At 63.4% G+C, this 12,545-nt stretch carries 10 protein-coding genes, 1 tRNA gene and 1 riboswitch; of the genes, 6 read left to right on the top strand and 5 right to left on the bottom strand.

Features of this window, described 5'->3' with window-relative positions; translation table 11 throughout:
* Positions 1 to 48: 48 nt before the first annotated feature.
* On the bottom strand, positions 49 to 1,119 hold the full coding sequence (locus tag OKW26_RS30835) for a putative urea ABC transporter substrate-binding protein (RefSeq protein ID WP_429356113.1): 1,071 nt from the start codon (positions 1,117 to 1,119) through the stop codon (positions 49 to 51).
* A 57-nt stretch (positions 1,120 to 1,176) separates the two neighbouring features.
* A riboswitch (guanidine-I (ykkC/yxkD leader) is annotated at positions 1,177 to 1,276 on the bottom strand.
* A gap of 299 nt (positions 1,277 to 1,575) precedes the next feature.
* On the opposite strand from OKW26_RS30835, the gene OKW26_RS30830 reads away from it, so the two are divergent.
* Positions 1,576 to 2,787 (top strand): MFS transporter, encoded by a 1,212-nt coding sequence (locus tag OKW26_RS30830; RefSeq protein WP_429356112.1) that lies wholly within the window; start codon positions 1,576 to 1,578, stop codon positions 2,785 to 2,787.
* Positions 2,788 to 2,969: 182 nt separating this feature from the next.
* Here the strand turns inward: OKW26_RS30830 and OKW26_RS30825 are convergent.
* The 4 genes from OKW26_RS30825 to OKW26_RS30810 all read right to left on the bottom strand — a co-directional run bounded on the left by OKW26_RS30825 (position 2,970) and on the right by OKW26_RS30810 (position 7,357).
* Positions 2,970 to 3,046, bottom strand: a tRNA-Met gene (locus tag OKW26_RS30825).
* A gap of 86 nt (positions 3,047 to 3,132) precedes the next feature.
* The gene (locus tag OKW26_RS30820) at positions 3,133 to 4,791 is read right to left on the bottom strand and encodes an MFS transporter (protein ID WP_429356111.1); all 1,659 of its coding nucleotides are present in this window, start codon (positions 4,789 to 4,791) and stop codon (positions 3,133 to 3,135) included.
* A 208-nt stretch (positions 4,792 to 4,999) separates the two neighbouring features.
* A complete protein-coding gene (locus tag OKW26_RS30815; RefSeq protein WP_429356110.1) occupies positions 5,000 to 6,559 on the bottom strand; it encodes a sensor histidine kinase N-terminal domain-containing protein in 1,560 nt (519 codons plus the stop codon).
* A 9-nt stretch (positions 6,560 to 6,568) separates the two neighbouring features.
* Positions 6,569 to 7,357 carry a response regulator gene (locus OKW26_RS30810; protein ID WP_429356109.1) on the bottom strand — a complete coding sequence of 263 codons (789 nt, stop codon included), beginning with the start codon at positions 7,355 to 7,357 and terminating at the stop codon, positions 6,569 to 6,571.
* Positions 7,358 to 7,611: 254 nt separating this feature from the next.
* Between OKW26_RS30810 and recA the strand changes: the two genes are divergently transcribed.
* The 5 genes from recA to sucD all read left to right on the top strand — a co-directional run bounded on the left by recA (position 7,612) and on the right by sucD (position 12,505).
* Positions 7,612 to 8,688 carry a recombinase RecA gene (gene recA / locus OKW26_RS30805; RefSeq protein ID WP_018421721.1) on the top strand — a complete coding sequence of 359 codons (1,077 nt, stop codon included), beginning with the start codon at positions 7,612 to 7,614 and terminating at the stop codon, positions 8,686 to 8,688.
* 7 nt (positions 8,689 to 8,695) lie between these two features.
* Positions 8,696 to 9,463, top strand: a complete 768-nt coding sequence (recX, locus tag OKW26_RS30800) for a recombination regulator RecX (RefSeq protein WP_429356108.1) — start codon at positions 8,696 to 8,698, stop codon at positions 9,461 to 9,463.
* Between the two features lie 130 nt (positions 9,464 to 9,593).
* On the top strand, positions 9,594 to 10,268 hold the full coding sequence (locus tag OKW26_RS30795; protein WP_176078965.1) for a DUF2889 domain-containing protein: 675 nt from the start codon (positions 9,594 to 9,596) through the stop codon (positions 10,266 to 10,268).
* A 55-nt stretch (positions 10,269 to 10,323) separates the two neighbouring features.
* The gene (gene sucC, locus OKW26_RS30790) at positions 10,324 to 11,493 is read left to right on the top strand and encodes an ADP-forming succinate--CoA ligase subunit beta (RefSeq protein WP_013090442.1); all 1,170 of its coding nucleotides are present in this window, start codon (positions 10,324 to 10,326) and stop codon (positions 11,491 to 11,493) included.
* A 130-nt stretch (positions 11,494 to 11,623) separates the two neighbouring features.
* A complete protein-coding gene (sucD, locus tag OKW26_RS30785; RefSeq protein WP_184058350.1) occupies positions 11,624 to 12,505 on the top strand; it encodes a succinate--CoA ligase subunit alpha in 882 nt (293 codons plus the stop codon).
* Positions 12,506 to 12,545 lie beyond the last annotated feature (40 nt).

The raw sequence follows: 12,545 nt of genomic DNA, 5'->3' as shown, positions 1-12,545 counted from the left end.
TGCGAGCCCGCGATAGCGAGCCCCCGGCGAGTGCCTGGAGGGTCCGTGTCAGAGCTTGCCCGCGGCCGCCATCGCGACGTAGGTCGGATCGAAACGCAGCTTGACGTTGTTCTTGTTGCCGACGACGACGCCCTTGTCGAACGCCATGCCGACCGCGTCCGCGCTCTTCGCGTCCTGTCCGAGCAGGCCGTGATCGAAAGAGAACTTCGCGACGCGCGTCATGATCTTCGGCATGTCGGCGCTGGTGACGAAGTCGAGCGCGGCTTGCGGCGAATAGAAGAGGGCGGTCGTCGCCAGTTGGCCCTTGAAGTTGGCGAGATCGGTGCCCGAGGCCTTCGCCATCGCGCTCAGCGCGGACGTGCTGGCCGCGGAGTCGGTGTGCATCAGCGCGACCATTTCGAACCATGCACCGGTCAGCGCTTTGCCGAGGGCGGGGTTCTGCTGCAACGTCTTCGTGTTGACAACCATCATGTCCATGATTTCGCCGGGGATCTTGCTGGAGTCGAAGACTTCGCTGACGTTCGGCTGCGCCTTCAGATCGGCGAGCATCGGATTCCAGGTGACCGCGTTGTGAACCGTAGGGGTCGCGAATGCGCCCGAGATGTCGGCATCCGAGGTGTTCACGACCTTGAGGTCGCGCTCGCTCATGTGAGCGCTTTCGAGCGCGCGTGCGAGCAGGTAGTGGGAGACGGAAAACTGCACGAGGTTGACCTGTTGGCCCTTCAGGTCGGCGATCTGCTTGCCCTTGCCCTTCATCAGCACGCCGTCGTTGCCGTTCGAATAGTCGCTGACGATCAGGGCCGTCGAATCCACGCCGCCGGAGGCGGGAATCGTGAGCGCATCCATGTTGGTCATCGCGCAGCCATCGAACTTGCCGGCCGTGTACTGATTGATGGACTCGACGTAGTCGTTCAGCTGCACGACGTCGACATTGATGCCGTATTTCCTGGCCCATTTGGACACGATGCCTTGGGTTTTCGCCTCACCCCACGGCATCCAGCCGGCGTAGATGGTCCAGCAGACCTTGAAGTCGTTGCGGCCCGCGGCGAACGTGGGGCTCGAGGCGAAGGTGGCGAGGGAGACGGCGGCAATGCCAAGACAGCGAACGAGCTTGAACATGGGTTGACCTCGGAGGGGACGGTTAGCGACGGCAGGGAGCAGCGCAAACATCGCGTTCTCTCCCGGGCTTTTGTCCCGCCGTGTAACCTCGCCTGAGGTCGACAGCTCTCGGACCAGCACCTGCGTGAAGCAGGCCGGAACCCTAGCCGTCCATTTCCAGATTGTCTGTCGAACCGGAGGTTGCGCCGGCTCCTTGCGCGCTCTTTAAAGCGGGAAGTGTGCCAGGGGCCATACCGCGGGTTGGTCGTTAGCTTTGTGCGGCGAAGGGCAAGTTTTTGCCCTGGGGCGGGGAAGGTGTGCACTGATGTGTGTCAGGGAGTGCACTCGATTCGGGCGTGAGAGGACGGGTATCCGACTCAGCGATGCCAGACAAGATGCAACGGTCGTAGCGGGCTGCCTTGCTGCTCGCATGCGTCTGCGCCGTTCGAACGTGTTATTTGATGCCATCCCTATCGAATGCGAAACGAACCGCAAGTCAATGTCGTCCGGCAGATTCCACGCAGCGTGTGGGTTCTAGGATGTGTGAGTCTTTTCATGGACATCTCTTCCGAAATCATCCACAGCCTGCTGCCGATGTTTCTGCTGGCAAGCCTTGGCGCCGGCGCCGGCACGATTGGGCTCATCGAGGGCATCGCGGAGGCCACGGCCCAGATGGTCAAGGTGTTTTCGGGAACGCTGAGTGACTACCTCGGCAACCGAAAGTGGCTCGCCGTAGCCGGGTATTCGCTCGGCGCAATGAGCAAGCCGCTTTTTGCCATTGCGTCCTCGGTTGGCGTCGTGGTGACGGCGCGCGTCATTGACCGTGTCGGCAAGGGCATTCGCGGTGCGCCTCGCGATGCACTCATCGCGGATGTCACGCCGCAGCACCTGCGTGGCGCGGCCTTCGGCCTGCGCCAGTCGCTCGATACGGTCGGTGCGTTCCTCGGACCGCTGCTGGCCGTTCTCATCATGCTGATATGGGCAGATAATTTTCGGCTTGCCTTCTGGCTTGCCGTCATTCCCGGTGTGCTCGCGGTCGCGCTGTTGACGTTTGGTATCACGGAGCCTGAGCACGAGCCTCGCGCCAAAAGAAGCAATCCTGTGCGGTGGCAGAGTCTCAGGGCGCTTGGTTTGGACTACTGGTGGGTCGTAGGGATAGGCGCCGTTTTTGCGTTGGCGCGATTCAGCGAGGCTTTTCTGGTGCTTCGTGCGATGGGCAGCGGCGTACCGATTGCGCTCGTTCCGCTCGTCATGGTGGCAATGAATATCGTCTACGCGCTGTCCGCTTATCCGTTCGGGAAGCTCGCGGACACGATGCGGCATACGCGGCTGCTGATAGGTGGTCTGATCGTGTTGATTGGCGCCGACCTCGTGCTTGCACACGGCACCCACTGGGGCATAGTCGTCGTAGGCGTAGCGCTGTGGGGGCTGCACATGGGGATGACGCAAGGCCTGCTCGCTACGATGGTCGCGCACACGGCACCTGCGCATCTGCGCGGGACTGCGTTCGGTTTCTTCAATCTGTTGAGCGGCATCGTGACGCTGGTTTCGAGCGTTATCGCAGGCCAGTTGTGGGAACGTCTGGGCGCAGCCACGACCTTTTATGCGGGCGCAGCCTTCGGTCTGATGACCGTGGTGCTGCTGCTCTTTCACCCGACACCGGCTCAATCTCTTCACGACCTGAGCTAACGTGGCATAGCCGGGGTATCCGTCTGGAAAATGCGCGCATTGTTGCCGCTATTTCCCCAACGTCGAGTGGTGTGTCGCTGCGTCTGCCTGAACTCGGATGCCCATCGGTCGTCAGGCTTCGTGGCAGCGTTTCAAAACAAAAAAGCCGCTGTCCTTGTGGGACAGCGGCTTTTTCTTGAAGCTGGTGGCGAATCAGGGACTCGAACCCCGGACCTGCGGATTATGATTCCGTCGCTCTAACCGACTGAGCTAATTCGCCGAAAGAAGCGAGATTATGCTGGGGCCACCGGAGGCTGTCAACCCCCGGCTCACAACTTTTTCAGATGGCTCCGGCTGTCGGTCCACTCAATCCTTCGCGTAGATATCCGAGTCCTTGGTTTCGCGCACGAACAGCATGCCGATCACGAAGGTGACCAACGCGATGATGATCGGATACCAGAGCCCCGAGTAGATGTTGCCCTTCGCCGCGACGATCGCGAACGCGGTGGCCGGCAGGAAGCCGCCGAACCAGCCATTGCCGACGTGATACGGCAGCGACATCGACGTATAACGGATACGCGTCGGGAACATCTCGACCAGCATCGCCGCGATCGGCCCGTAGACCATCGTCACGTAGATCACGAGGATCGTCAGGATCACGATGCTCATCGGCCAGTTGATCTGAGCCGGATCGGCCTTCGGCGGGTAGCCGGCGGCCTTCAGCGTCGCGGCGAGCGTCTTCTCGAACGTCTTGGCTTGCTCCTTCGCGTCGCCGGCGCGGCCGTCGAACGTGTTGACGACCGTATCGCCCACGCGGATCTGCGCGATCGTGCCGGCAGGCGCCGCGACGTTGTCGTAGTTCAGGCCGGCTCGCGACAGCGCGCCCTTCGCGATGTCGCATGAGCTCGTGAACTTCGCAGTGCCCACCGGGTTGAACTGGAACGAGCACTCGGCCGGATCGGCGATCACGACGATCGGCGACTTCGCGGTTGCCGCTTCGAGCGCCGGGTTCGTGTAGTGTGTGAGCGCCTTGAACAGCGGGAAGTAGGTGAGTGCGGCGATCAGCAGGCCGGCCATGATGATCGGCTTGCGGCCGATGCGATCCGACAGCGAGCCGAAGAACAGGAAGAACGGCGTGCCGATCAGCAGCGCGAGCGCGATCATGATGTTGGCGCTCGAGCCGTCGACCCTCAGCGTCTGCGTGAGGAAGAACAGCGTGTAGAACTGGCCCGTGTACCAGACGACAGCCTGGCCGGCCGTCAGGCCGAGCAGCGCGATAATCACGACCTTCAGGTTCTTCCATTGGCCGAACGCTTCGGAAAGCGGCGCCTTCGAGGTCTTGCCCTCGGCCTTGATGCGCGCGAACACTGGCGACTCATGCAGTTGCAGGCGAATCCACACCGACACCGCGAGCAGCAGGATCGACACGACGAACGGAATGCGCCAGCCCCAGGCGCCGAAGGCGTCTTCGCCCATGAACGTGCGAATGCCGAGAATCACGAGCAGCGACAGAAACAGACCGAGCGTGGCGGTGGTCTGGATCCATGCGGTGTAGAAGCCGCGGCGGTTCGCCGGCGCGTGTTCGGCCACGTAGGTCGCGGCGCCGCCATACTCGCCGCCGAGCGCGAGACCCTGCAGCAGGCGCATCGCGATGAAGAGCACCGGCGAAGCAATGCCGATCGCCGCGTAGCCCGGCAGGAAGCCGATGAGGAACGTCGACAGGCCCATGATGACGATCGTGATCAGGAACGTGTACTTGCGCCCGACCATGTCGCCGAGCCGCCCGAATACGATCGCGCCGAACGGCCGCACCGCGAAGCCCGCCGCGAAGCTGAGCAGCGTGAAGATGAACGCCGCGGTCGGATTGACGCCGGAGAAGAAGCTCTTGCTGATGAAGGCCGCAAGCGAGCCGGCCAGATAGAAGTCGTACCACTCGAAAACCGTACCCAGCGACGATGCGAAGATCACCCGCTTCTCATCGCGCGTCATCGGCACGCGCGAGATTTGCCCGCCAACGGTAGCCATATTGTCGTCTCCAATATTGATATATCCACGGATCGCCGGCACAGGCGTTCCCGTGCAACCGATTATTGGAGTGGAAACTTACGGCGTTCTGACTCGGCGCCTGAACTTGGGGGTAGTCCGGTAAGCCGACGAATAGGCGTTCAATTTCCGTGAATGTGCTGGTATGTTCGCGCAACCCACGCTGAAATATCTCAAAAAACGCTGACCGTCAAGCCGACGATAGAGGCGCGTTAGGGTAAGTCCCGCCCCGTTCGAGCACGTGCAAGCTGACGCGCACCAGTGTGCCGGCGAGCCGCGGCGACTCCTGGTAGACGTTGTCGTCGATGGCGAGCTCGCCGCCGTGCATTGCCGCAATCTCGCGCACGATCGCGAGGCCGAGGCCGCTGCCGTCGCCCTCGCGGCCCAGAATCCGGTAAAAGCGCTCGACCACACGCGAGCGCTCGTTGGCCGGAATGCCGAGCCCGGTGTCCTCGACTTCCAGGTGCACGAGCCGCGCGGGGGCGTCGTGCCGCACGCGCACGGTGATGCGGCCGCCCGCCGGCGTATAGCGGATCGCGTTGTCGATCAGGTTCGACAGCATTTCACGCAGCATCACCGGATTGCCGGCGACTTCGACCGGCTCGTCGGGCGCTTCGTAGCCGATGTCCATCTGCTTCGCGAGCGCGGCCTGCACCCATTCGCGCACCGCGCTGCGCGCGAGTTCGCCGAGTTCGAGCGGCGTGAAGATCTGCCCCGACCGACGGTTCTCCGCGCGCGCCAGCGCGAGCAATTGCGTGACGAGCCGCGCGGCCTGCTCGGAGCTCGTCGCGATCTGTTCGAGCGAGCGACGAACCTCGGCCGACGCGTTCTGGCGCAGCGCGAGCTCGGCCTGCGTGCGCAGTCCGGCCAGCGGCGTTTTCATCTGATGCGCGGCGTCGGCGATGAAGCGCTTCTGTAGCTCCATGTTCTGTTCGAGGCGCGTGAGCAGATCGTTGAACGACGTGACGAGCGGCTCGATTTCCGGCGGCGCGCGGCGCGCTTCGAGCGGCGACAGATCGTCCGGCCGGCGCGCGCGGATATGCGCCTGCAGCGCATGCAGCGGCTCGAGCCCGCGCGACAGTCCGAACCACACGAGCAGGATCGCGAGCGGCAGGATCACGAACTGCGGCAGGATCACGCCCTTGATAATGTCGTTGGCGAGCTGGCTGCGCTTGTCGAGCGTTTCGGCGACCTGCACGAGCACGGCCTGCGCGCCCGGCGTCTGCGGAAACTCGACGGTCGTGTAGGCGACGCGGATGTCGTTGCCGCGCAGCACGTCGTCGCGGAATTCGACGAGGCCCGGTGGCGGGCGGTCCTCCTCGTGCGGCAGCGGCATGTCGCGCTCGCCGGCCACGAGCTCGCCGCGCGTGCCGAGCACCTGAAAGAACACGCTGTCGACGTTGTCGGCACGCAGGAAATCGCGCGTCGACTCGGGCAGCGACAGCTCCGCGACGCCATTGACCGGATGGATCTGGCGCGCGAGCACGTAGGCGTCGGTTTCGAGCGCGCGGTCGAACGGCCCGTTCGCGATCGACTTCGCGACCAGATAGGTGACCGCGAGGCTCATCGGCCACAGCAGCAGCAGCGGCGCGAGCATCCAGTCGAGAATTTCGCCGAACAGCGAGCGCGGACGCGCTTCGGCGGCGGCTTCGGTTTCGTCGGGCGGGGCGAACGGATTGGCGTAGCGCGCGTCGCGCGCCTCGTCGAGGTCCGCAGCGTGCGCCGTGGCGCGATCAGCGCGTGCGGACATCGCTGGCCTCTATTTGTAGTGGTGGCTCGCCGGCATCGCGGCGGACGACGGCGCGGTGGACGATTGTGCCGCTTGTGCCGTCTGCGGCTCGGAGCCGGCCGGGGTGGCGGGCGCGCTCGCATTCGCCGGCGGCGCCGCTTTTTCGAGACAGTAGCCGAGCCCGCGCACGGTGATGATGCGCACGCCGCTCGGTTCGATCTTCTTGCGCAGCCGGTGCACGTAGACTTCGATCGCGTTGTTGCTGACTTCCTCGCCCCATTCGCATAGATGGTCGACGAGCTGCTCTTTCGAGACCAGCCGGCCGATCCGTTGCAGCAGCACTTCGAGCAGCCCGAGTTCGCGCGCGGACAGATCGATCGCCTGGTCGTTGACGTAGGCGATGCGGCCCACCTGATCGAACGACAGCGAGCCATGCCGCACGACGGTCGGGCCGCCGCCCGCGCCGCGCCGTGTCAGCGCGCGCACGCGCGCTTCGAGTTCGTTCAGCGCGAAGGGCTTGGCCATGTAATCGTCGGCGCCGAGGTCGAGGCCTTTGACGCGTTCGTCGACGCTATCGGCGGCGGTCAGGATCAGCACGGGCAGGTTCGAATTGCGCGCGCGCAGGCGGCGCAGCACCTCGAGCCCGGACATGCGCGGCAGGCCCAGATCGAGGATCAATAGGTCGAACGTTTGCATTGACAACGCGGTGTCGGCTTCTACGCCGCTTTTCACGTGATCGACCGCATAGGCCGATTGGCGGAGTGATCGAACCAGACCATCCGCGAGTATGCTGTCGTCTTCGGCAATCAGAATTCGCATGATGCGCCAGCCTGGCTTTGCCGGCACCGCGGGGTTGCCCCGGCGCGCAGCGGTCTCCGAACATTATTGTGGGTAGTTGGGGCGATGCGACAGTAAAAGATGCGCGTTCGCATCACAATCGCGCTTGCCAAAACTACTGTTTTTTTATACAGTGTCTGCGTTTCGTGTGATGTCCTGGAGATTCCGCTCAATTCGAGTGGAACCACGGGTGCACACCTGCCTCAGACGCCGTTCATCATAGCAAAGGACGATTCATGGAAGAAAGCAAGAAAGGCTCGGCTGGACTGACTGCTGAAAAGAGCAAGGCTCTCGCCGCCGCGCTCGCGCAGATCGAAAAGCAGTTCGGCAAAGGGTCGGTCATGCGGCTCGGCGCAGGTGAGGCAGTCGAAGACATCCAGGTGGTCTCCACCGGATCGCTCGGCCTCGACATTGCACTGGGCGTCGGCGGTTTGCCGCGTGGCCGGGTGGTCGAAATCTACGGTCCGGAATCGTCCGGTAAAACCACGCTGACGCTGCAGGTCGTCGCCGAAATGCAGAAGCTCGGCGGCACCGCGGCGTTCATCGACGCGGAACACGCACTGGACATTCAATACGCGGGCAAGCTCGGCGTGAACGTCGCCGACCTGCTGGTCTCGCAGCCGGACACCGGCGAACAGGCGCTCGAAATCGCCGACGCGCTGGTGCGCTCGGGCTCGATCGACATGATCGTGATCGACTCGGTCGCGGCGCTGGTGCCGAAGGCGGAAATCGAAGGCGAAATGGGCGACTCGCTGCCGGGTCTGCAGGCGCGTCTGATGTCGCAGGCGCTGCGCAAGCTGACCGGCACGATCAAGCGCACGAACTGCCTCGTGATCTTCATCAATCAGATCCGCATGAAGATCGGCGTGATGTTCGGCAACCCGGAAACCACCACGGGCGGTAATGCGCTGAAGTTCTACGCGTCGGTGCGTCTGGACATTCGCCGCATCGGCTCGATCAAGAAGAACGACGAAGTGATCGGCAACGAAACCCGCGTGAAGGTCGTCAAGAACAAGGTGGCGCCGCCGTTCCGTGAAGCGATTTTCGACATCCTGTACGGCGAGGGCATCTCGCGTCAGGGCGAAATCATCGACCTCGGCGTGCAGGCGAAGATCGTCGACAAGGCCGGCGCATGGTACAGCTACAGCGGCGAGCGGATCGGTCAGGGCAAGGACAACGCGCGTGAATTCCTGCGCGAAAATCCGGATATCGCTCGCGAAATCGAGAACCGTATCCGCGAATCGCTGGGCGTTACCGCGATGGCGAACGCCGTGACCGGCGCGGACGCTGAAGTCGCGGGCGAAGAAGAGTAAGCATCAAGTGATACGCAAAGGTCGGCCGCTGTCCGGTTTCGACTCCGGACGCTATCCGGACGGCCCGCGCGACGTGGCGGACGGATCGCCTGAGTCCGGCGATCCGTTCGAACCGTTCGAACCGTTCGACGCACATGACCGCGCCGCGGGCCGCGGCCCGCAGCGTACGCGGTCTGCGCCCGCTGCAGCGTTGTCCAGCCGGGATTCCTCCGGACTCGATTCCCCAATCCCCTCCGAGGTCACCTACACCCGCTCGCGTCGCCAACCCGGCGAAGAGAAGCCGGGCCAGTCCGACAAAGACGACAGCAGAAAATCCCAACGCCCCGCCCGTTCGCTGAAAGCGCGCGCGCTCGGCTATCTGTCGCGCCGCGAATATAGCCGCGCCGACCTCGCCCGCAAGCTGAAGCCTTACGTCGAGGAAACCGATTCGCTCGACACGGTGCTCGACGCGCTGCAGGCCGAAAACTGGCTATCCGACTCGCGCTTCGCGGAAAGCCTGATCCATCGGCGCGCATCGCGGCTCGGCACGAGCCGCATTCTCGGCGAACTGAAGCAACACGCGCTCAACCCGGCGCTCGTCGAAGAGGCGAGCGCGCAATTGCGCGAAACCGAACTCGCGCGCGCCCAGGCGGTCTGGCGCAAGAAGTTCGGCCAGTTGCCGCAAACGCCGGCCGAGCGCGCGAAGCAGGCGCGCTTTCTCGCGTCGCGCGGCTTCTCCGGCGCGACGATCGGCAAGATCCTGAAGGGTATCGACGAGATCGGGGACGGCGACTAACACGCCAGTCTCGACGGGTAGGGCAATTACCGCGCCGTAACCTGGCGCCAGGCCGTGCGCAATCGGGGCTGTCCCAAATACCCGTTATGCTAAACTCCAGAAGTTTTCCAATCCGGCCTTTCCTTCCCGCATGTCGCTCTCCCCGCCAGTGTCCCGTCAGTTGCGCCATCGTCGCGCAATCAGAGCGGAAGCTTACGAGCGAGCCGATGGCCTGTGGGATGTGGAAGCGTGCCTGACCGACGAAAAGCCACGCGATGTGGCGCTTGCGTCGGGTGTCCGGCCCAATGGTCAGCCGATCCATGAACTCTGGCTTCGCATCACCATCGATCGCAAGCTCAATGTCGTCAACGCCGAGGCGTCGTCCGACTGGGTCCCCTATCCAGGGTTGTGCCAAGCCAGTAATCCCGCCTACCGTGCCCTCATCGGGCTCAATCTGTTCCACAACTTCCGTCGCGATGCTGCCCGTTTGCTGGCCGGCACGGCCGGTTGCACGCATCTCACCGAGCTGTGCGCGATCCTGCCGACCGCCGCGATCCAGGCGTTCGCCGGCGACGTATGGAACACCGATGACGGCACGCCGGGCGCGAACGCGGGTTCGGGAGACGAATCGTCCAACGGCACAGGCGAGCATTCCAACGACAAACCGCCATTCCAGCTGGGACGCTGCCACGCGCTGCGTTTCGACGGCGAGGCGGTGAAACAGTTTTATCCGCGCTGGTATGGTCATGCACCGCGTCCGGCGCAACGCGCGGCCTCGTCGGACGGCGCGGCGGCCCGCGAACGAAGCGGCGACGCGTCGGCCTGAACGGCGGCAACGGAATCGAAGTTCTATCCAACTCTCAGACTGAAGGGAATCACGCATGAAGATTCACGAGTACCAGGGTAAGGAAATCCTGCGGAAATTCGGTGTCGCGGTACCGCGCGGCAAGCCGGTCTTCTCGGTGGATGATGCGGTCAAGGCCGCGGAAGAGCTGGGCGGCCCGGTGTGGGTCGTGAAGGCTCAGATCCACGCGGGTGGCCGTGGCAAGGGCGGCGGCGTCAAGGTCGCCAAGTCGCTGGAACAGGTTCGCGAGTACTCGAACCAGATCCTCGGCATGCAGCTCGTCACGCACCAGACCGGTCCGGAAGGCCAGAAGGTGAACCGCCTGCTGATCGAAGAAGGCGCCGACATCAAGAAGGAACTGTATGTCGGTCTCGTGATCGATCGCGTTTCGCAGAAGATCGTCGTGATGGCGTCGAGCGAAGGCGGCATGGACGTCGAAGAAGTCGCGGAAAAGACGCCTGAGCTGATCCACAAGGTTGCCGTCGATCCGTCGACTGGCCTGAAGGACTCGGAAGCAGACGACCTCGCGAAGAAGATCGGCGTGCCCGACGCTTCGATCCCGCAAGCTCGCGCGATCCTGCAAGGCCTGTACAAGGCATTCTGGGAAACCGACGCATCGCTCGCCGAAATCAACCCGCTGATCCTGACCGGTGACGGCAAGGTCATCGCACTCGACGCGAAGTTCAACTTCGACTCGAATGCGCTGTTCCGTCACCCGGAAATCGTCGCGTACCGCGATCTGGACGAAGAAGATCCGGCTGAAATCGAAGCGTCGAAGTTCGACCTCGCGTACATCTCGCTCGACGGCAACATCGGCTGTCTGGTGAACGGCGCCGGCCTCGCAATGGCAACGATGGACACCATCAAGCTGTTCGGCGGCGAACCGGCGAACTTCCTCGACGTCGGCGGAGGAGCTACGACCGAGAAGGTCACCGAAGCGTTCAAGATCATGCTGAAGAACCCGAACCTGACCGCGATTCTGGTCAACATCTTCGGTGGCATCATGCGCTGCGACGTGATCGCGGAAGGCGTGATCGCGGCGTCGAAGGCCGTGTCGCTGAAGGTGCCGCTCGTGGTCCGCATGAAGGGCACGAACGAAGACCTGGGCAAGAAGATGCTCGCCGAATCCGGCCTGCCGATCATCTCGGCGGACAGCATGGAAGAGGCGGCTCAGAAGGTCGTCGCGGCTGCTTCGGGCAAGGCGTAAGCCAGCTGTCCACGGCGCATTTACCAGCTCATTTGCCAGGTTTACGAGTGGCGGCGCGCGAGCGACACAGGCGTGAAGCATCGCGCCGAGTGGCGCTACCGCGCGACGCCAAACGAACAGAGGTCAATACATGTCGATTCTGATCAACAAAGACACCAAGGTCATCACGCAGGGCATCACCGGCAAGACCGGTCAGTTCCACACGCGTGCTTGCCGTGAATACGCAAACGGCCGCGAAGCGTACGTCGCGGGCGTGAACCCGAAGCGCGCCGGCGAAGATTTCGAAGGCATCCCCATCTACGCGAGCGTCGCTGAAGCCAAGGCTGAAACGGGCGCGACCGTGTCGGTGATTTACGTTCCGCCGGCAGGCGCTGCCGCCGCAATCTGGGAAGCAGTCGAAGCCGACCTGGATCTCGCAATCTGTATCACGGAAGGCATTCCCGTCCGCGACATGATCGAGATCAAGGACCGTATGCGTCGCGAAAACCGCAAGACGCTGCTGCTCGGACCGAACTGCCCGGGCACGATCACGCCGGACGAGCTGAAGATCGGCATCATGCCGGGTCACATCCATCGCAAGGGCCGCATCGGCGTCGTGTCGCGTTCGGGCACGCTGACGTACGAAGCAGTCGGCCAGCTGACCGCGATCGGCCTCGGCCAGTCGTCGGCAGTCGGCATCGGCGGCGACCCCATCAACGGTCTGAAGCACATCGACGTGATGAAGATGTTCAACGACGATCCGGATACGGACGCCGTCATCATGATCGGCGAAATCGGCGGTCCGGACGAAGCGAACGCTGCTGAGTGGATCAAGGACAACATGAAGAAGCCGGTGGTTGGCTTCATCGCTGGCGTCACGGCGCCTCCGGGCAAGCGCATGGGCCACGCCGGCGCGCTGATCTCGGGCGGTGCGGACACCGCCGAAGCGAAGCTGGAAATCATGGACGCGTGCGGTATCAAGGTCACGAAGAACCCGTCGGAAATGGCGCGTCTTCTGAAGGCGATGCTGTAAATCGAATTCGCGTGCCGTTGGCGCGCGATTTTGTTACGCT

This window comes from Paraburkholderia sp. 32 (genome assembly GCF_050435345.1).
Classification (GTDB): domain Bacteria; phylum Pseudomonadota; class Gammaproteobacteria; order Burkholderiales; family Burkholderiaceae; genus Paraburkholderia; species Paraburkholderia tuberum.
The sequence above is the reverse complement of the archived record's forward strand: the minus strand, read 5'-3'. Positions and strand labels throughout refer to the sequence as shown.